Origin of the sequence: Rhodococcus sp. USK10 (assembly GCF_019378875.1) — a bacterium.
GTDB classification, from domain to species: domain Bacteria; phylum Actinomycetota; class Actinomycetes; order Mycobacteriales; family Mycobacteriaceae; genus Rhodococcus_F; species Rhodococcus_F pseudokoreensis.
Genome location: NZ_CP076048.1, coordinates 8,077,984 through 8,097,341, shown reverse-complemented (window position 1 = coordinate 8,097,341; position 19,358 = coordinate 8,077,984). Strand labels below are relative to the sequence as shown.

19 protein-coding genes are annotated in these 19,358 nt (G+C 69.1%); 9 read left to right on the top strand and 10 right to left on the bottom strand.

The features are described 5' to 3' along the window. Positions 1–2 precede the first annotated feature (2 nt). Positions 3–524, bottom strand: coding sequence for a dUTP diphosphatase (dut, locus tag I1A62_RS44095; protein WP_192581899.1), 522 nt, complete (start codon positions 522–524; stop codon positions 3–5). A gap of 86 nt (positions 525–610) precedes the next feature. Between dut and I1A62_RS44090 the strand changes: the two genes are divergently transcribed. Beyond that, entirely contained in the window at positions 611–1,081 is a 471-nt protein-coding gene (locus tag I1A62_RS44090) for a DUF3093 domain-containing protein (protein WP_087555839.1), read from the top strand. 46 nt (positions 1,082–1,127) lie between these two features. Here the strand turns inward: I1A62_RS44090 and I1A62_RS44085 are convergent, their stop codons facing one another. After that, positions 1,128–1,430, bottom strand: a complete 303-nt coding sequence (locus I1A62_RS44085) for a DUF4193 domain-containing protein (RefSeq protein WP_087555838.1) — start codon at positions 1,428–1,430, stop codon at positions 1,128–1,130. Between the two features lie 482 nt (positions 1,431–1,912). On the opposite strand from I1A62_RS44085, the gene cei reads away from it, so the two are divergent. Further along, positions 1,913–2,602: an envelope integrity protein Cei gene (gene cei, locus I1A62_RS44080; RefSeq protein WP_124392933.1), complete on the top strand. Its 690-nt coding sequence runs from the start codon at positions 1,913–1,915 to the stop codon at positions 2,600–2,602. Positions 2,603–2,609: 7 nt separating this feature from the next. Here cei and I1A62_RS44075 read toward each other — a convergent pair whose 3' ends face one another. Continuing rightward, complete coding sequence (locus I1A62_RS44075; RefSeq protein ID WP_206005135.1) at positions 2,610–3,512, bottom strand: inositol monophosphatase family protein; 903 nt, start codon at positions 3,510–3,512, stop codon at positions 2,610–2,612. A gap of 178 nt (positions 3,513–3,690) precedes the next feature. On the opposite strand from I1A62_RS44075, the gene ppgK reads away from it, so the two are divergent. Both ppgK and I1A62_RS44065 read left to right on the top strand, forming a co-directional pair. Next, a complete protein-coding gene (gene ppgK, locus I1A62_RS44070) occupies positions 3,691–4,443 on the top strand; it encodes a polyphosphate--glucose phosphotransferase (protein WP_219458178.1) in 753 nt (250 codons plus the stop codon). A gap of 121 nt (positions 4,444–4,564) precedes the next feature. Continuing rightward, the gene (locus I1A62_RS44065; RefSeq protein WP_087555835.1) at positions 4,565–5,938 is read left to right on the top strand and encodes an RNA polymerase sigma factor; all 1,374 of its coding nucleotides are present in this window, start codon (positions 4,565–4,567) and stop codon (positions 5,936–5,938) included. A gap of 82 nt (positions 5,939–6,020) precedes the next feature. On the opposite strand, the gene I1A62_RS44060 is transcribed toward I1A62_RS44065, so the two are convergent. Genes I1A62_RS44060 through I1A62_RS44050 form a run of 3 tightly spaced genes read right to left on the bottom strand, consistent with a single transcriptional unit; the run spans position 6,021 to position 8,084 of the window. After that, complete coding sequence (locus I1A62_RS44060) at positions 6,021–7,193, bottom strand: cation:proton antiporter (RefSeq protein ID WP_087555834.1); 1,173 nt, start codon at positions 7,191–7,193, stop codon at positions 6,021–6,023. A gap of 7 nt (positions 7,194–7,200) precedes the next feature. Beyond that, on the bottom strand, positions 7,201–7,683 hold the full coding sequence (locus I1A62_RS44055; protein WP_005240833.1) for a cation:proton antiporter regulatory subunit: 483 nt from the start codon (positions 7,681–7,683) through the stop codon (positions 7,201–7,203). Between the two features lie 47 nt (positions 7,684–7,730). Continuing rightward, on the bottom strand, positions 7,731–8,084 hold the full coding sequence (locus I1A62_RS44050) for a DUF952 domain-containing protein (RefSeq protein WP_124392931.1): 354 nt from the start codon (positions 8,082–8,084) through the stop codon (positions 7,731–7,733). 263 nt (positions 8,085–8,347) lie between these two features. Between I1A62_RS44050 and I1A62_RS46750 the strand changes: the two genes are divergently transcribed. Further along, a complete protein-coding gene (locus I1A62_RS46750) occupies positions 8,348–8,542 on the top strand; it encodes a hypothetical protein (protein WP_005240831.1) in 195 nt (64 codons plus the stop codon). A gap of 110 nt (positions 8,543–8,652) precedes the next feature. Here the strand turns inward: I1A62_RS46750 and I1A62_RS44045 are convergent, their stop codons facing one another. Next, on the bottom strand, positions 8,653–10,416 hold the full coding sequence (locus tag I1A62_RS44045) for a DEAD/DEAH box helicase (protein WP_206011525.1): 1,764 nt from the start codon (positions 10,414–10,416) through the stop codon (positions 8,653–8,655). Positions 10,417–10,669: 253 nt separating this feature from the next. On the opposite strand from I1A62_RS44045, the gene I1A62_RS44040 reads away from it, so the two are divergent. Continuing rightward, on the top strand, positions 10,670–11,842 hold the full coding sequence (locus tag I1A62_RS44040) for a YihY/virulence factor BrkB family protein (protein ID WP_219458177.1): 1,173 nt from the start codon (positions 10,670–10,672) through the stop codon (positions 11,840–11,842). Here the strand turns inward: I1A62_RS44040 and I1A62_RS44035 are convergent. Then, positions 11,815–12,051, bottom strand: a complete 237-nt coding sequence (locus I1A62_RS44035) for a DUF3039 domain-containing protein (protein ID WP_005240826.1) — start codon at positions 12,049–12,051, stop codon at positions 11,815–11,817. The two genes, I1A62_RS44040 and I1A62_RS44035, sit on opposite strands and share 28 nt — an antisense overlap. Before the next feature lie 77 nt (positions 12,052–12,128). Between I1A62_RS44035 and I1A62_RS44030 the strand changes: the two genes are divergently transcribed. From I1A62_RS44030 to I1A62_RS44020, 3 genes are all read left to right on the top strand, one after another. Next, complete coding sequence (locus tag I1A62_RS44030; RefSeq protein WP_005261100.1) at positions 12,129–12,488, top strand: DUF3099 domain-containing protein; 360 nt, start codon at positions 12,129–12,131, stop codon at positions 12,486–12,488. Between the two features lie 30 nt (positions 12,489–12,518). Then, positions 12,519–13,997, top strand: a complete 1,479-nt coding sequence (locus tag I1A62_RS44025; RefSeq protein WP_124392929.1) for a methyltransferase — start codon at positions 12,519–12,521, stop codon at positions 13,995–13,997. Positions 13,998–14,163: 166 nt separating this feature from the next. Further along, positions 14,164–15,135, top strand: coding sequence for a sigma-70 family RNA polymerase sigma factor (locus I1A62_RS44020; protein ID WP_005240812.1), 972 nt, complete (start codon positions 14,164–14,166; stop codon positions 15,133–15,135). A gap of 85 nt (positions 15,136–15,220) precedes the next feature. Here I1A62_RS44020 and I1A62_RS44015 read toward each other — a convergent pair whose 3' ends face one another. Together I1A62_RS44015 and I1A62_RS44010 are read right to left on the bottom strand one after the other, a co-directional pair. Beyond that, the gene (locus I1A62_RS44015; protein WP_124392928.1) at positions 15,221–17,980 is read right to left on the bottom strand and encodes a GNAT family N-acetyltransferase; all 2,760 of its coding nucleotides are present in this window, start codon (positions 17,978–17,980) and stop codon (positions 15,221–15,223) included. Next, a complete protein-coding gene (locus tag I1A62_RS44010; protein ID WP_124392927.1) occupies positions 17,973–19,244 on the bottom strand; it encodes an acetoin utilization protein AcuC in 1,272 nt (423 codons plus the stop codon). The genes I1A62_RS44015 and I1A62_RS44010 overlap by 8 nt, the downstream gene beginning before the upstream one ends. Positions 19,245–19,358: the final 114 nt, after the last annotated feature.

Here is a 19,358-nt window from a genome sequence, read left to right as displayed (position 1 = left end):
GATCAGGCTCCTTCACTGGCATTGCCGACGAGGCTGGCGTGGCCTCCGCTCGACCCGTGTCCGTCGCTGCCGCGGGTGGTGCCGTCGAGGGACTCGACCTCGACGAACGACACCAGTTCGACCCGCTGCACGAGCAGTTGGGCGATCCGGTCGCCCCGCCGGATCTCGATCGGGGTGTCGAGGTCGTGATTGATCAGGCACACCTTGATCTCGCCCCGGTACCCGGCATCGATGGTGCCGGGGGTGTTGACCACCGACAGTCCCGATTTGGCGGCCAGCCCGGAGCGGGGGTGGATCAGTCCGACGGTGCCCAGGGGCAACGCGACCGCGATGCCGGTTCCGACGAGGACGCGGCGCCCCGGCTCGATGGTCACGTCGGCGGTGCTGCAGAGGTCGACACCTGCGTCGCCGTCGTGCGCGCGCTGCGGAACCGGAATGCCCGGGTCCAGCCGCTGGAGGGCGACGGGCGGAATGGTGGGGGTCGCGGCGGGAGAATGGCCGGGAGATAGGTCGCTCACGTGCACCGAGCCTACTCTCAGACACCGACTATCCTGGTCGGGTGTCAGAAACGTCCCGGCCCGAAGTCGCGCCCACCGATAACGCCTCGCCCGTGCTGTACTCCGAGCGCCTGTGGGTGCCCGTCTGGTGGTGGGCAGTGGGCCTGTTCGTCGCCGGGCTGCTCGCCGCGGAGGTGCACATGGGTGCGCCCGGCCTGCGCGCGTGGCTGCCGTACGTCCTGCTGCTGCCGCTGCCCGTGTGGGGGCTCGTCTGGCTGAGCCGCCTGCGCGTCGAGGTCGTCGAGGAACCGAGCGGCGTCCACCTGCGAGTCGGACAGGCGCATCTGCCGGTGGACGTCATCGCGCGGGTCGCCGAGGTTCCGGGTTCGGCGAAGAGTGCGGCTCTCGGCCGTCAGCTCGATCCCGCCGCCTTCGTGCAACACCGGGTCTGGGTCAAGCCGATGGCACTGATCGTGCTCGACGACCCCGAGGACCCGACCCCCTACTGGTTGATCAGCACGCGTCGGCCTGCGGAGTTGCTGGCCGCGCTCGACCGTGCCCGCCCGCAGGCGGACGGGGACTGATCGGACGGTGGGCCTCCCACCGTCCGCCTCTCGTACTCGCCGCCGCTCAGGCCGCGCAGTCCCTGCACACCAGCACTCCGCCCGCCTCACTGGCGAGCCGGCTGCGGTGGTGCACCAGGAAACAGCTCGAACACGTGAACTCGTCGGCCTGCTTCGGCACGACCCGCACCGAGAGTTCTTCACCGGACAGATCCGCGCCGGGCAGTTCGAACGACTCCGCGGTGTCGGACTCGTCGACGTCGACGACAGCCGACTGAGCCTCGTTGCGTCGCGCCTTCAGTTCCTCCAGCGAATCCTCCGAAACCTCGTCGGACTCTGTTCGCCGCGGTGCGTCGTAGTCAGTTGCCATGTCGCCTTCCCCTCATCTTCTTCCGTGTATCCCGGCCCGTGCGGCACGTCGGACCGATTGCCGGTCGACCGTCCACCCGAAAAACCGCCTCGGCGCAGATCACACCCTGCGGCTGCAGGGCGCCGCAGCGGATGGATACGTGCCCGGATATCAGGCTCCGGAAACATGATCTACGCCTCTTTTGTCATCTTCTGCCGACCCTCGTTCTGCATGCTTTGAACGACTGGGGCCGCCAGACAGTAGCCGAAGGAAGTACAAAAGACGTAACCGAATCGGCCGATCGCGCAAATTGTCTGCTAATCGTCACCAACACCACAGCAACCTGTGACATTCCACAACGGGGACGGGTTCGGGGTTATGACGCCGCAGGGATCTAAGGTAGGTGCCGAACCTGCGCCACGACGTGTGGCCGGGGCCTGTATCGGTGCGCTGGACGGGCGAAACGTTCCAAGTGCAGTTCGTAGGAGAGGTCGAGGCACACTGTGGTTTCACTGATCACCGAAGGCAGCCCGCTCGACGACAAGGGTCGTCCGTTCCGGCGGCGGCGGGCGATGCCGATCCTCGTGGTGTTCGCGGTTCTCGCTCTGCTCGGAGCCGTCGTGTGGATGGGTGTCCTCGGCGACGACGAGAACCTGACCGCGACGGTCGACTGCAATCTTCCGCAGCCGGCCGCGCAACCGGTCGATCCCGCGGCCCCGCCGCCGCAAGCGCTGGGCGAGAGGGTCGACGGTTCGACGTTGCGGGACGTGGAGCCCGCCGCACTGTCCGCCACGAAGGTGCGCGTGTTCAATGCCAACGGCGAGCACGGCCAGGCGGCTCAGGTGGCCGCTCAGCTGAGCGACTACGGGTTCGCGAGCGCACCCGACGTCCAGGCCGGAAACGACCCGATCTACGTCGACCAGAACATGCAGTGCCAGGGGCAGCTGCGGTTCGGCCCGAACGGCGCCGCTGCCGCGAGCGCGCTCTGGCTGGTGGCCCCGTGCGCCGAACTCATCCAGGACACCCGCGCCGACGACACGGTCGATCTCGCCCTCGGAACCTATTTCCGCAAGATCTCGCCGAACGCCGACGCCGAGGAGGTTCTGCGGTCGCTGAAGGATCCGCCGCCCGGGACCCAGCCCGCACCGCTCGACATCGACCTCCTGAAGGCGGCGCGCACCGCCCGTTGCTGACCGCCGGTCACCGCTCCGGGATCGGGGTGTCCACCCCGGTCTCGGCGAACAGGGCGTCCAGCGCGTCGGCGATGCCGGGGGCCGCGGCAACCACCACTTCGCCGTCCGCACTCGACGTGTGCGGCGACGGGATCCGCACGCGGGCGCCCGCCTCGGTCGCGATCAGCGACCCCGCCGCCCAGTCCCACGGACTCAGTCCGTGTTCGAAATGGGCATCGACACGGCCTGCCGCGACCATGCACAGGTCGAGGGCCGCGGAACCGATCCGGCGGATGTCGCGCACCCTCGGCAGGATGTCGGCGATGAGGGCGCCCTGCACCTTGCGGCGGGCAGCTCCGTATCCGAATCCGGTGGCGAGCAACGCCATCGAGACGTCCGTGACGGGGTTGCACCGCAGTGCGCTGACCCGCCCGTCGGCGTCGGTGAGGGTCGCCCCGCCGCCGCGTGCCGCCGCGTACGTCGATCGGGCCGCCACGTCGACCACGACCCCGGCGACGGACACTCCGTCGACCTGGGCGGCCACGGAGACCGCGTACGCGGGCACCCCGTACAGAAAGTTGACGGTGCCGTCGATCGGGTCGACGATCCAGCGCACCCCCGCGACGGAATCACCCTCTCCCCCACCTTCTTCGCCGAGGATCGCGTCCTCGGGACGAAGCTCCGCGAGGCGGTCGCGGATGACCTGCTCGCTCTCGGTGTCGACGACGGTAACGGGGTCGGTGGGAGTGCTCTTCGACGCCACGGAGTCGCCGGATTCCGCTCGCGTCCCGACGATTCCGAATACCTCGGGCCGCCGGGCCCGGACGTGGGCGGCGGCCTCCTCGGCCACCGCGACGGCGACCTCGAGCAGCCGTCTGGGATCGGTGCCGGCGTGGCCTTGCGCGGTGTCTGAACTCTGGGGTGCATGCACTCACCCATCGGATCACACTTTCGCTGCCTCACACCACCGCTGACGTTCGCGGTCCCCTTCCGGCGGCGCAGCGTCCTCGAGTGTCATCACCCACCGAACCCGCCTCGACGCACTAGTGTGACGGGCAGCAGAAGCGCGCCCGAGAACACGTCGTCGTCGACACGGAGGAGCACACGCCATGGCCAAAACGGGGTTCGGTGTCGACGTCGGAGGCAGCGGCGTCAAGGGTGGCGTCGTCGATCTCGAGACCGGCGAGCTGATCGGCGACCGCATCAAGCTCCTCACCCCCCAGCCGTCCACCCCGCAGGCGGTCGCGGAGACCGTCGCGGAGATCATCCGCCAGGCGGAATGGGACGGACCGGTCGGTATCACTCTGCCGAGCGTCGTCACCGGCGGCGTCGCACGATCCGCCGCGAACATCGACAAGGGGTGGATCGGGACGGACGCGCGCGCGCTGTTCTCGGGCGCACTCGGCGGCAGGCGCGTCACGGTCCTCAACGACGCCGACGCGGCGGGGATAGCGGAGGATGCGCTCGGCGCGGGCAAGGACGCGAAGGGGGTTCTCATCCTCCTCACGTTCGGCACGGGCATCGGCTCGGCGATCCTCCACGACGGCGTACTGCTCCCCAACACCGAGTTCGGGCACATGGAGGTGCATGGCAAGGAGGCCGAACACCGGGCGGCGTCCTCGGTGAAGGAAAAGAAGGATCTCTCGTACAAGGAGTGGGCCGTCGAGGTCAGCCGGGTCCTGACCCGGTTCGAGGACCTCCTGTGGCCGGATCTGTTCATCGCCGGCGGCGGAATCAGCCGCAAACACGAGAAGTGGATCCCCCATCTGACCAACAGGACACCCGTCGTACCTGCTGCGCTGCTCAACACGGCGGGAATCGTCGGTGCTGCGCTCGCGGTCGAAACGGGCATCGCTCCGTAACTATTTCGGATGGGTCGTTACAATGGAAGAGCCCGGCTGCGCGCCGGCGAAACCAGTAGACCTCTCCGCCGGATGACCACTCTGGCGTGACGCCGCACGACACCGTCACGAAAGGGCGTACGTGGCAGCCACCGATACACGTCAGACTGCTGATTCGACTTCAGAGTCAGGACCGGAAGCACCAGTCGCAGCGGCAGCCACCGGCACCGCTCCGGCAGCCGAGGCAGCTCCCGCGAAGAAGGCAGCGGCGAAGAAGGCCCCCGCCAAGAAGGCAGCAGCGAAGAAGGCCCCCGCCAAGAAGGCGGCGGCGAAGAAGGCGGGCGGCAAGAAGGCCACGGCCGGTAAGGGTGCGGACGGCGAGGACCTCGACGAGGATTCCGCCGACATGGAAGACATCGACATCACCGAGGGCGACCTCGCCGAGGTCGAGTCCGATGTCGTGGAGGTCGTCGCAGTCGGCGAGGACGAGGAGACCGAGGAGCCGTCCGAGAAGGACAAGGCTTCCGGCGACTTCGTGTGGGACGAGGAGGAGTCCGAGGCGCTCCGCCAGGCCCGCAAGGACGCCGAGCTGACCGCGTCCGCAGACTCCGTCCGCGCCTACCTCAAGCAGATCGGCAAGGTCGCCCTCCTCAACGCCGAAGAGGAGGTCGAGCTCGCCAAGCGGATCGAGGCCGGGCTGTACGCGACTCAGATCATGCAGGAGCTGTCCGACTCCGGCGAGAAGCTCCCCGCTGCCCAGCGCCGCGACATGAGCTGGATCTGCCGCGACGGAAACCGCGCCAAGAACCACCTCCTGGAGGCCAACCTCCGCCTCGTCGTGTCGCTGGCCAAGCGCTACACCGGCCGCGGCATGGCGTTCCTCGACCTGATCCAGGAAGGCAACCTGGGCCTCATCCGTGCCGTCGAGAAGTTCGACTACACCAAGGGCTACAAGTTCTCGACCTACGCCACGTGGTGGATCCGTCAGGCCATCACCCGTGCGATGGCCGACCAGGCCCGCACCATCCGCATCCCGGTGCACATGGTCGAGGTCATCAACAAGCTCGGCCGCATCCAGCGTGAACTCCTGCAGGACCTGGGCCGTGAGCCCACTCCTGAAGAGCTCGCCAAGGAAATGGACATCACGCCCGAGAAGGTGCTGGAGATCCAGCAGTACGCGCGTGAGCCCATCTCCCTCGACCAGACCATCGGCGACGAGGGCGACAGCCAGCTCGGCGACTTCATCGAGGACTCCGAGGCCGTCGTGGCCGTCGACGCCGTGTCCTTCACCCTGCTGCAGGACCAGCTGCAGTCGGTGCTCGAGACGCTCTCCGAGCGTGAAGCGGGCGTCGTGCGCCTGCGCTTCGGCCTGACCGACGGACAGCCCCGCACCCTCGACGAGATCGGACAGGTCTACGGCGTCACGCGTGAGCGCATCCGCCAGATCGAGTCCAAGACCATGTCGAAGCTGCGGCACCCGTCGCGGTCGCAGGTGCTGCGCGACTACCTGGACTGACGCACAGACTCCGATGCCCCCGGACTCCGAGCGAGTCCGGGGGCATCGTCGTCCGTGCGCCGGGGCATCCGGCCGCGGCCCGTCAGGCGGTGGTACGAACCCGGATCCAGGCGCCCGCCACCGGTTCGACCACCCGGGCCGCCACCGGGCCGATGACGGCCATCAGGAGCACGTACGCGGTGGCGAGTGCCACCAATTCGCTCTCCACTGCGCCCGCCGACAAAGCCAGGCCGGCGATGACGATCGAGAACTCGCCGCGCGCGATCAACGCGACCCCGGCGCGGGCCCGGCCCAGCCGCCCCACCCCTTGCTGTTTCGCCGCCCACGCACCGGTGATCATCTTCGTCAGCGCGGTGACGACGGCGAGCAGCACGGCCCAGCCGAGGACCGGCGGAATCGCCCGGGGATCGGTGTTGAGCCCGAACACCACGAAGAACATCGCCGCGAACAGATCGCGGAGCGGCTCGAGGACGCGGCTGGCGTTGTGGGCGGTCGTGCCGGAGATCGCGATCCCCAGCAGGAACGCCCCGACGGCGGCCGAGACCTGCATCGCCGAGCTGATTCCCGCCACGAGGAGCGCGGCACCGAGCAGCTTCAGCAGCAGGGTCTCGCTGTCCGGGCTGTCCAGCAGGGCGGACACGTAGCGGCCGTACCGGAGCGCGATCACGAGGACGACGGAGATCACGACGAGGGAGATGGCCACCGCCTCGAGTCCGCCGGCGAAGCTGACACCGGCGAGCAGGGCCGTCAGGATGGGCAGGTACACGGCCATCGCGAGGTCCTCGAACACCAGGATCGACAGCACAACCGGCGTTTCACGGTTACCGAGTCGTCCCAGGTCGCTCAAAACCTTCGCGATGATGCCCGAGGACGAGATGTAGGTGACGCCGGCCATCACGACGGCACCGGTAGGTCCCCACCCCAGCATCAGGGCGACGACGGCTCCCGGCGCGGCGTTGAGGACGGCGTCCACGACACCGGCCATCCACGACCGTCGCAGCCCGGTGACAAGTTCCGACGCGGTGTACTCGAGCCCCAGCAGAAGCAGGAGGAGGACCACCCCGATCTCGCTCGCCAGGTGGCTGAACTCGCTGATGTCGCCGAGGTTGACGAATCCGCCGCTGCCGAAGCAGAGGCCTCCGAGAAGATAGAACGGGATCGGCGACATCCCGAATTGAGCTGCCAGACGGCCCAGCAGACCGAGCGCGAAGAACACCGCGCCCAGTTCGATGAGCGCGAGCGTGGTGGTGTTCACGGGTCTGTCAGCCGTTGGCCAGGAGCTTGGCTGACGCGTCCAGTCCGTCTGTGGTTCCGACGGCGACCAGCAGGTCGCCGGAGGTGAGCAGGAAGTCGGGCTTCGGTGACGGGTACACCTGCCCCGCCCGCATGACCGCGACGATCGACACCCCGGTGCGCGTGCGCATCGCGGTGTCGCCCAGCGGGCGGCCGTCGAACCGGGAATCTTCCTTGATGTACAGCTGCTTGGTGCGGATGCCCGGCAGGTCCCGGTGTTCCTCCTCCAGCTGCGCGACCAGTTGCGGTGCTCCGAGCAGATTGCTGAGCACGGCCGCTTCCTCGGTGGTGAGCGGCACGGACGCGGCGCAGGCGTCGGGGTCGTCGGCCTTCGACACGATCAGGTCCGTGCGGCCGTCGCGGTGGGTGATGACACCGATGCGGCGACCGGCGGCGAGTTCGAAGTCCTTACGCACCCCGATACCGGGTAGTGGCGTCACTTCAACGTTCATGCCACCACGGTAGTCCGATGGGGGTGACCAACCGCGGAAGGCTCGCGTCAGCGCCGGGCCGGGAACGTGCCGTCCGCGTCGGGGCGGTACTCCTCGACGGCGGTGACCGCCGTGACGGGCAGCGGCCCGTACAGGTGTGGGAAGAGCATCGACGCCGGATCCGTCGGCACGCCCGGCTCCCACTTCACCGGCGCACCGAGCGCGTCGGGGTCGAGTCTGAGCAGGACGAGGTCCGTACGCCCGGCGAACAACCGGTTGGCGGGCAGATGCACCTGGGCGGGGGTGGAGAGGTGCACGAATCCGTCCGCGGCGTACGTGGCGGGCACGCGAGCGCCTTCGCGTTCGGCGGTGCGCCATTCGTCGCGGCTGCAGATGTGAACGAGCTGGTCTTCGGATTTCACAGGGCGAGACTAGCGTCACGCCCCGAAATCGAATCAGCTGTCAGCGAACCCGGACCGGTCGGTCTGTTCGCATCGGCGCTCGTCACGCCGCTGTCCGCACGTTTCGGGCCGATTTCGTGTGTGATGCAACACTGAGAAACGCCGTCGGGAACAACGCGTAAACCTCAAACGTCTGACAGAGTAGATCCACCGCGCCACCCCCGACGCGGCGGACCAAGGCCCCAGGCACTCGGCATCAGTCGAAAAGCCAGTACGGAGGAGTCATGCCCGGAACACTGACCAGCCCCCCGTTGACCGCAGCCGACCGGTGCGACCGGTGCGGTGCGGGAGCCCGCGTTCGCGCGGTCCTTCCGACCGGAGGAGAGTTGCTCTTCTGCGGTCACCACGCCAACGAGCACGCAGACCGTCTTCGCGAGATGAACGCCACGATCGTGTCCGAAGCCGAAGCTGCAATCTGATACGTCAGCCCGGGTGACCCGTCCCAGGCTCACCTCTTTCAGCAACAAGAGACCGGCGAGTGCACTGCACTCGCCGGTCTCTTGTGTGCGTTCGCGTCACGCGGCGGCGGTCACCACTGCCGCAGGGTGGAGATCCGCTCGGTGAGCTGCTCGACGGTGGCGATCGCAGTGGGCGGTCCCCCGCAGACCCGGCGGAGTTCGCCGTGGATGGTGCCGTGCGGCTTGCCCGTCCGGTGGTGGTGCATCGCGACGAGACTGTTCAGTTCGCGGCGCAGTTGCGCGAGCTGCCCGGCGGCGGCCACCCGGTCCGCGACCTGCGGAACCGGCGTGTGCACGGGCGCGGGCGCGGCGGGCTCCTGCTTGTCCAGCTGCTCGGACTGACGCTGCCGCAGCAGGGCGCGCATCTGGTCGGCGTCGAGCAGACCGGGCAGACCCAGGTAGTCGGCCTCCTCGTCGGATCCCGAGAACGTGGCCGTCCCGAAGGACGAGCCGTCGTAGATCACCTGGTCGAGCTCGGCATCGGCACCGAGCGAGGTGAATGCCTTCTCCTCCTCGCCGAGTTCGTCCTTCTGCTTGTTCGCGTCGGCGAGCAGGTCGTCGTCGAAGCCGTCCTTCTCCCGGTGCGGCTTGCCGAGCACGTGGTCGCGCTGCGCCTCCAGCTGGCTGGCCAGGTCGAGCAGCACCGGCACCGACGGGAGGAACACGCTCGCGGTCTCCCCCTTGCGGCGGGACCGCACGAAACGACCGATCGCCTGTGCGAAATAGAGCGGGGTGGACGCACTGGTGGCGTACACGCCGACGGCCAGGCGGGGGACGTCGACGCCTTCCGACACCATGCGGACGGCGACCATCCACTTCTGGGTACTCGCGCCGAACTCGGCGATCCGCTTGGACGCCGTCGGGTCGTCGGAGAGGACCACGACCGGATCCTCGCCGGTGACCACCTTCAGGGTCTGTGCGTACGCGCGGGCGACGGTCTGGTCGGTCGCGATCACGAGGCCGCCCGCGTCGGGCATGCCGCCGGTGCGCAACTGGCCGAGGCGGGTGTCGGCGGCGTGCAGGACCGCGGGGATCCAGTCGCCCGACGGGTCCAGGGCCGTGCGCCACGCCCGGGCCGTCTGTTCCGCGCTGAGCGGCTCGCCGAGCCGCGCGGAGAACTCCTCGCCCGCGTTGTTCCGCCAGCGTGCCTCGCCGGAGTATGCGAGGAACACGACGGGCCGGACGACGCCGTCCGCGAGCGCGTCCGAGTACCCGTAGGAGTGATCCGCCTTCGAGCGCATCAGACCCTCGCGGTCGGGTTCGTACGTCACGAACGGGATCGCGCTGTCGTCGCTGCGGAACGGCGTACCGGTCAGGGCGAGACGGCGGGTGGCGTCCCCGAACGCCTCCCGGATGGCGTCACCCCAGCTCTTCGCGTCGCCGCCGTGGTGGATCTCGTCGAGGATGACCAGCGTGCGCCGGCTCTCGGTGCGGACCCGGTGCTTGAACGGGTGGGAGGCGACCTGCGCGTACGTCACCACCACACCCTGGTAGTCGCTGGATGTCTGCCCGGTCGAGTTCGAGAAGTACGAATCCAGCGCGATGCCGTTGCGCGCCGCGGACTCCGCCCACTGATGCTTGAGGTGCTCGGTCGGCGCGACCACCGTCACCTGGTCGACGGTGCGGTCGCGCAGCAGTTCCGACGCGACCCGCAGCGCGAAGGTGGTCTTACCGGCGCCCGGCGTCGCGACCGCGAGGAAATCCTGCGGTCCGGTGGACAGATACTTGGTCAGCGCACGACGCTGCCAGGCGCGCAGCGATCCCGCGGGCCTGGCTGGTTCGGTCTGTGCGAGGTAGGCCTCGGTGCCCACGATCTGCGCGGCCTCGGTTTCCACTCTCGGCGCCGACTGGGAGCCCACTGTCTCAGCACTCACGGGCTGCCCTCCGCTGGCATGGCACTGTTTGCTCGCACTCCTCGGTATCGATCGACACATCCGGTCCACACCCGAAGGCGCTGTCCGTCAAGGAGCCTAGCGCCCGGATCCGACGCGAACCGCATTCGCGAGTTCCGATAGTGACAGATTTGTCGCGACACGAGGACAGCAGCGGTGGGCAACCGGGCGTGTCGTCAGGGATGCTGGAAACATCATGACCGAAACACCCTCGACGACACCGCAGAGTGGCGGTGATCCACCCCGGTCCGGGTGGCATCCGCTACGTCGCGCACTGAGCGTGATCGGTCGCACAGCGAGCAAGGCGTGGGACGATTCGATCTTCGGGAAGGCGGCGGCCGCGGCGTTCTGGCAGACGCTGTCGCTGCCCCCGCTCCTGCTCGGTCTGCTCGGAATGCTCGGCTACGTCGGCGGGTGGTTCGGACCCGACACCGTCGACATCATCCAGTCGAAGATCGTCAACTTCAGCGGGACCGTGTTCAGCGACAGCGTCGTCGAACAGATCATCCGCCCGACGGTCGGCGACGTCCTCGAACGGGGACGCCCCGAGATCGTGTCCCTGAGCTTCCTGCTGTCCCTCTGGGCGGGCTCGTCGGCCATCTCCACGTTCGTGGACTCGATCGTCGAGGCCCACGGCCAGCAGGAGGCGCGGCACCCCGTGTGGCAGCGTGTGTTCGCGTTGCTGCTCTACGTGATGTTCCTGATCCTCGCCGTGTTCACCCTGCCGCTGGTCGCGCTGGGGCCGACGCTCGTCGGGAGGGTCCTCCCGGAGGCGTGGCGCACGATCGGGACGGAGATCGTCGACACGTTCTACTACCCCGGGGTGGGACTGCTGCTCATCGTCGGCCTGACGACGCTGTACAAGGTGGCGCTCCCCCGGTCGCTGCCCTGGCATCGGATGCTCGGCGGCGCGCTCGTCGCGGGAGTGTTCTTCCTCGGCGCGAGCACCTGCCTGCGCCGCTACCTCTCGTGGGTTGCGGGCACCGGATACACGTACGGGGCGCTGGCCACGCCGATCGCGTTCCTGCTGTTCACGTTCTTCCTGGGTTTCGCGGTGGTGCTCGGCGCCGAGTTCAACGCCACCGTGCAGGAGTTCTGGCCTGCCAGGGCGACCCGCATCGACCAGATGCGGGACTGGATCGCCGCGCAGGCCGAGAGTTCACCGTCGGCGGGTCCGGTGACCAGCCTCACGCGTCGGATCGCCACCGGCCCGATCAAGGTGGTCGGCGACCGCGCCCGCACCGATCCGGACGGGCAGGGGTCAGGGAACGACGAAAAGCCCGACGGCCCGGTACGAGAATCTCCCGAGCCACCGGGTGTGCGGCGAGCGCCGGCGAAGCCTCAGTCGCCCTTGCGCAATCCTTCGTAGATCTTCTTGCAGTCGGGGCAGACCGGCGATCCCGGCTTCGCGGATTTCGTCACCGGAAACACCTCGCCGCACAACGCGACGACGTGAGTGCCCATGACGGCGCTCTCCGCGATCTTGTTCTTCTTCACGTAATGGAAGAACTTGGGAGTGTCGTCATCGGTCGACTCGTCGGTGGTGACGTCGGGCCGTTCCTTGGTTTGAGTGCTCACCCCTCAATAATGCCGCAACCGGCCGGTGATCCCACCCCCCGTGTGCATTTGCCGCCCGACAGTGGAACAGTGGAGTCATGGCACGAAGTGCAGGGTTCGGTGGGTCCCACGACGCCGGCTCACCGAGTAATCCGGTTCTCATCACCGAGGCAGCGCGATCCATCGAGGATCAGCACCGTGCCCGTGTCCGCAAGTATCTGCTCATCATGTCGTTCCGGTTCCCGGCGCTGATCTTCGCGGCGGTGGCGTACGGCATCTGGGAGAACCCGTGGATCTCGATGGCGATCATCGGCGTGTCGATCCCGTTGCCGTGGATCGCGGTCCTCATCGCGAACGACCGGCCGCCGCGCACCAAGGACGAGCCCAGCAGGTACGACCACCGCGAGTCGCCGTCCACCGCCCTGCCCGCGCCGCCGCACCACACGATCGAGGGCTGACGCCACGGGGCGTCCTGCAACAATGCACGGGTGAACCGTGACGAACTGCTGTCGATCTGCCCATCTCTGCGTGCGGCCCTCCTCCGTAATCGGTACGACACGGACACCCTGCTCGATGCGCTGGGCCCCGAGGTCCATGCGGCGTTGAGCCGCAACGAACCGGTCCCGGTGCGCCGGGCCAGCGCGTCGTGCGGCGAACTCGGCACCCTGATCCGCCTGTTCCTGCTCACCGACGACTGTCCCGCCGGCGAGGTGGCCGCGGCGCTGTCCCCGCTCGCGGTCGAGGACGCCGTCGCCGCGGGCCTGCTCGAATCCGACGGTGACGTCGTCCGGGCCGCCCTCGACCTGCGGCCGCTGGACATCGGCGGGGGCAACCGCTGGGTGCTCTCCGACCTCGACGGTTCCCTCCGCCCCCGCGAGACCACCGTCGATCACGTCATCGGCGTCGGGCACGCGTCGCTGTCGCTGCTGCAGGCCACCCCGACCGCGCCGGTCGGGACGCTGCTCGACATCGGGACCGGGTGCGGCATCCAGGCCCTGCACGGCGCCTCCTACGCCGACTCGATCACGGCGACAGACCTGAACGTCCGGGCCGTGGACCTGGCGGCCGTCACGGCGGCGCTCAACGAGCAGGAGGTGGAACTGCTCGCCGGGTCGTGGTTCGAGCCGGTCGAGGGCCGCACGTTCGATCAGGTGGTGGCCAATCCGCCGTTCGTCGTGAGTCGCGCCACGGTGGGCCACACCTACCGTGACTCCGGCCTCGACCTCGACGGCGCGAGCGAACTGATGATCTCGCGCGTGGCCGGCTACCTCGCGCCCGGCGGCACGGCGGCCATGCTGGCGTCGTGGATCCACGTCGAGGGCGAGGACTGGCGTGCCCGGGTGGCGTCCTGGCTGCCCGCCCACGGGATCGACGCGTGGGTGGTGCAGCGGGATGTCGCGGACCCGGCCCTGTACGTCGGCACCTGGATGCGGGACGGCGGCCTCGACACCCGGGACCCGGCCACCGCGACGATCGCCGAGGACTGGCTCGATCACCTCGCGAGCGCGGACGTGGAGGGAGTCGGTTTCGGGTTCGTCTACCTGCGCCGGACCGACGCACCCACCGACCTCATGGCGGAAGACCTCACCCACGGCTTCACCGATCCGCTCGGCGCGGAGGCGCTCGCGTACTTCGAGCGGGTGGCGTGGCTGCGCGACCACGACGTGCTCACCGCCCGGTTCCGCGTCGAGGAGAGCACCGCCCTGGAGCGGGTGTTCCTGCCCGGCGACGAGGGATGGACGCAAGTGGTCGCCCGGTTGCACCGGGGGAACGGTCCGGCGTGGCAGCACGAGGTCGACGATCTCGTCGCCTCGCTCGTCGCGGGCATGCGCGGCGACGGCCTCGTGCTGGGCGAACTGATCGAACTCCTCGCCGCCGCGCACGGGGTCGACGCGGAAGAACTCGCACAGTCGGCGGTGCCGCTCGTGCACGCCCTCGTCCGGCACGGACTGGTGCTTCCCGCGTAGCCGCCGGGTTCCCGATCCGTCCCCCTTATACGTGTTCTCAGCAACTTCTCAGGACCGAATCGAGGAACCCGCAGGTCACAGCGTCTTCATAAATTACCGGCCGGGAACTTTCCCGGGCCGTCGGTGCGTTGATCCATATGAGACACCACCGATGAGGAGGCAAGTCATGACAAGCCCCAGCACCACTACTCGCATTCGCCCCAGCGCCGCCGATCTGGACGCCCAGAGCCCCGCTGCCGACCTGGTCCGCGTCTACCTGAACGGCATCGGCCGCACAGCTCTCCTGACGGCCGCGGACGAGGTGGAACTGTCCAAGCGAATCGAGGCTGGGCTGTACGCCGCGCACATCCTGGAGACCGGGAAGCGCCTCTCCCCCGCGAAGAAGCGCGACCTCGCTACGGTCGTCCGGGAAGGACAGTCCGCCCGCGCGCACCTCCTCGAGGCCAACCTGCGGCTCGTCGTGTCGCTCGCGAAGCGGTACACCGGTCGCGGCATGCCACTGCTGGACCTCATCCAGGAGGGCAACCTCGGCCTGATCCGCGCAATGGAGAAGTTCGACTACGCGAAGGGGTTCAAGTTCTCGACGTACGCCACCTGGTGGATTCGTCAGGCGATCACCCGCGGCATGGCCGACCAGAGCCGCACGATCCGGCTCCCAGTGCACCTCGTGGAGCAGGTCAACAAGCTGGCCCGCATCAAACGTGAGCTGCATCAGCAACTCGGGCGGGAGGCGACCGACGACGAGCTCGCCGAGGAGTCGGGAATCCCGGCGCACAAGATCGCGGATCTCCTCGACCACAGCCGCGACCCGGTGAGCCTCGACATGCCGGTCGGCAACGACGAAGAGGCCCCGCTGGGCGACTTCATCGAGGATTCCGAGGCCACGTCCGCGGAGAACGCCGTGATCGCCGGTCTCCTGCACAGCGACGTGCGCACCGTGCTGGCCACCCTCGACGAACGTGAGCAGCAGGTCATCCGCCTGCGATACGGACTCGACGACGGTCAGCCGCGCACCCTCGACCAGATCGGCAAGCTCTTCGGGCTCTCCCGCGAGCGTGTCCGTCAGATCGAGCGCGAGGTGATGGGCAAACTGCGTCAGGGCGACCGCGCCGAGCGGCTGCGCTCCTACGCCAGCTGACACGCTCCCTCCGAATCAGTGCCGGTGCCGGTCGTACGCGACCGGCACCGGCGCTGTGCTGTCCTGCCTCGGCCTGGCCGACCGCTCAGCGCAGCCGGCGGGGGCCGAGGTCCGCGACGCTGGGCTCCGGGCCGATCCGCACGCGCGAATCGGTGACCAGCGCGCCCTCTGCGGACGCCAGCACCGGTTCGCAGGCCAACTCCCGCACCTCCGGCAGGTCGTCGGCGAGCGCGGAGATCCGCTGCACGAGGTCGACGAGGGCCGACTTGTTCACCGGCACCGCGCTGCGGTAGCCGGACAGCAGCGGCGCGGCCTTCGGTGCGTCGATCAGCTCCGCTGCGGCGTCCTCTGTGAGGGGCAGCACCCGGTAGGCGCGGTCACCGAGCAGGTCGGAGATCACGCCGGCGAGTCCGAACGAGATGAGCGAACCGAACGACGGGTCGTCCTGCACGCCGACGACGCAGCCGATCCCCTTGGTGGCCATCCGCTGCACCTGCAGCAGGGGTTCACCGGATGCGGCGGCGAGGTCACGGTAGGCCAAGCGGACCGAGTCGGGCCCGACGAGGTCCAGGCGGACACCGCCGAGGTCGGGCCGGTGCCGCCACTGCTCCCCCGTCGCCTTCACCGCAACCGGGTATCCCAGTTCCTCGGCGGCCTGCACGGCTTCCTCCTCGGTGGTGGCGGACCGGAATTCCACGACGTCCACGCCGTAGCACGCGAGGAGTTGCGACGCCTCGAAGTCCGACAGCCAGCGGCCGGACGACGCCCCGAGCCAGCCGTCGATCATCGCTTTCGCCCGTTCCGGATCGATCCCGTTGGGGCGCACCACTTTCGAGGACGGCTTACTCTTCCAGGCCGAGTACCGCCAGGCCCGCGCCAGCGCCAGCGCCGCGCGTTCGGGACCGGGATAGGAGGGCACCGAACCGCGCGTCGGGTGCCCGTCCTCACCGCGGACCGCCAGCACGTCGGGCACGCCCTCCGCCGCGAGGAACGTCGTGAGGACGGGTTTGTCGGCTTCCCGCACCGCTTCCCGCAGCGCCTGGGCAAAGGGTTCGACGGGAACGGCGACCGGGGGAACGAACACGGCGATCACCGAATCGACGTCGAAGGACGCGAGTGCCGTCCGGACGGCCGTCGCGAATTCCTCGGGACCGGCCTGCGGGCCGAGGTCGACGGGGTCGCCGACCTGCAGACCCTCGCTGCGGGCCGCGTCGGCGGCGAGGACACCGAGCGCGGTGGAGTTCCCGACCACGGCGAGCCGGGGGCCCGCAGGCAGCGGCTGGTACCCGAACAGCAGTGCACAGTCGAACAGCTGGGAGATCGATCCGACCTGCACCACCCCGGCCTGCTCGAAGAGGGCGCGCACGATCGAATCGTCCATCTCGCCGCCGCTGGCCGCCAGCGCGGGCGGGACGGCGTGCCGCCCGCTCTTGACCGCCACGATCGGCTTGTTCCGCGCCACCCTCCGCGCGATACGCGAGAACTTGCGGGGATTGCCGAAGCTCTCCAGGTACAGGAGCACGACCTCGGTGGCCGGGTCCGAATCCCAGTACTGCAGCAGGTCGTTGCCGGAGACGTCGGCGCGGTTGCCTGCGGAGACGAACGCGGACAACCCGATTCGGCTCCGCGCGGCCTCGTCGAGGATGGCGATGCCGAGTGCGCCGGACTGGCAGAAGAAGCCGACGTTGCCGGGGCTCGGCAGCACCGGCGCGAGCGTGGCGTTCAACGACACGTCCCGGTCGTTGTTGGCCACGCCGAGCGCGTTGGGACCGATCAGCCGCATCCCGTGCGCGCGGGCGGCGTGGACGAGGCGACGCTCCGACTGCCGTCCGTCCATTCCGGTTTCACTGAATCCCGAGGACACGACGACGAGGGCCTTGACCCCCTTGTCCAGGCAGTCGTCGAGGACGGCGTTGATCGATTCGGCGGGGACGGCGACGACCGCGAGGTCCACCTCGTCGGGGATGTCCCGGACCGTCGGGTACGCCCGCACCCCGTGGACCGAACGGTGCTCCGCGTTGACCGGATACACCGGGCCGGTGAATCCGGCCCGCAACAGGTTGGTCAGGACGGCGTTGCCGACCTTCGCCCGGTCGGTGGACGCGCCGATCACCGCGACCGACCGCGGGCTGAGCACGTTGCGCATGCTCCGCGCTTCGGCGGCCCGCTCGCGGGAATTGCGTACGGACACCATCGCTTCGGTGGGGTCGATCGCGAACTCGAGCCTGAGCACGCCACCCTCGAAGCTGCGGCTCACCTGGTATCCGGCCTCGCGGAAGACGGTCACCATGTTCCGGTTCTCCGCGAGGACCTCGGCCACGAACATCGTCAGACCGCTCTCCGCGGCCGCCGCGGCCAGGTGCTCGAGCAGGATCGGCCCGAGTCCGCGGCCCTGGTGCGCGTCGGCGACGACGAATGCCACTTCGGCGGATTTGCCGTCCCCTTCGCCGGTGAGCCGCTCGTACCGGCCGACGGCGATGATCTCGTCCCCCAGCACCACCACGAACGCGACCCGGTCGTGGTGATCGACCGTGGTGAAATGAACGACGTCCCGTTGCGACATCGTCGGGTAGGGACCGAAATACCGCAGATAGCGGGTGCGTTCGGACAGCTTGGAGTGGAACGCGACGAGTTTGTCGGCGTCCTCGGGCACGATCGGCCGCAGCGCGACCGCCCCGCCGTCGGCCGCGAGCACGTCGGCGACCCAATGCCGCGGGTAGTTGTGCGCCGGGTCGGGTTTCCCCGTCGCCCCGGCACCGACCGACGACTCAGTGCTGCCCGTCTCCGCGCTGCCCGGCGACTGCGTGGCGCCGGTCGTTTCGCTGTCGTCCGCCTGCTCAGTCACGGGGATCCTCCGGGTCGAGTCCGAGTAGCGGGAAGCAGGCGCGGCGGGTGGCGATGACGGCGGAGTCGATCCGCGTCAGTGCGCGGTCGACCGACGGAATCCCGGTTTCCGGTGTGCCACCGGGGCCGTCCCACGGCAGGTAGTCGACCTCCCCGCCGTCGCCCATGGTGTCCGGCAGGTCGACGCTGGGCGCGAGGGCGTGAGCCCGCTCCTGCCAGGCCTCGGGCACGGCACGGGCCGTGTCGATCTCCCGGTCGAGCGCCGCGGCGATCAGGTGGGTCCACGCACGCGGGACGACCCGGACGAGGCCGTAACCGCCGCCGCCGACGGCGAGCCAGCGCCCCTCGGCGTAGCGGTCGGCGAGGTCGCGCATCGCGAGGAACGCGGCCCGCTGGCCGTCGACGGTCAGCGCGAGGTCGGCCAGCGGGTCCTCCCGGTGGCTGTCGACACCGCACTGACTGATCACGATCTGCGGCCGGAACGCGGCGAGGGCACCGGGCACGACGGCGTGGAAACCGCGCAGCCACAACGCGTCGACGGTGCCGGGCAGCACGGGGAGGTTGATCGCCGTGCCCTCCGCCGATCCCTCGCCGACTTCGCTCGACCACCCCGTGTTGGGCCACAGGGTTGCCGGGTGCTGGTGCAGCGAGATCGTCAGGACCCGAGGGTCGTTGGCGAACGCGTGCTGGACGCCGTCACCGTGGTGTGCGTCGACGTCGATGTAGGCGATCCGGTCGAAACCGTTGTCCAGCAGCCAGGAGACGGCAATGGCGACATCGTTGTACACACAGAATCCGGAGGCCCAGTCGGGCATGGCGTGATGCATGCCGCCGCCGATGCTGACGGCGCGGCGGGTGCGGCCGGCGGCGATCTCCTGCGCCGCGGCGAGGGATCCGCCGGCGAGGATCGCGCTCGCCTCGTGCATCTGGGGGAAAACGGGATTGTCCTCCGTGCCGAGCCCGTGCGGTGCCTCCGCGCCGAGCACACCGGACGTCGCGGAGTGACCGGCCTGTTTGACCGCTTCGATGTACGCGGGCGTGTGGATCCGCAGCAGATCTGCGTCCGAGGCGGCGGCGGGCCGCAACAGTTCGACCCCCTCCAGAGTCCCGAGGCTGCGCGCGAGCGACATGGTCAGCTCGAGCCGCGTGGGATTCATCGGGTGGTCCGCACTCCACCGATAACTGAGATAGTCCGGACTCCACACGACTGCACGGTTCGATACCAGTGCAGCCGAATCCTCCCCGGAACTGAACGACGCGGTCATGGACTCACGCTACTGGTCCCCCGTGGAGGGTGTCAGCAGACCCCGCCGGACCGTCACCGACGCGCGGCGGGGACGGACGGCGCCGGTGCCGGGCAATCACCGGTAGAATCAACC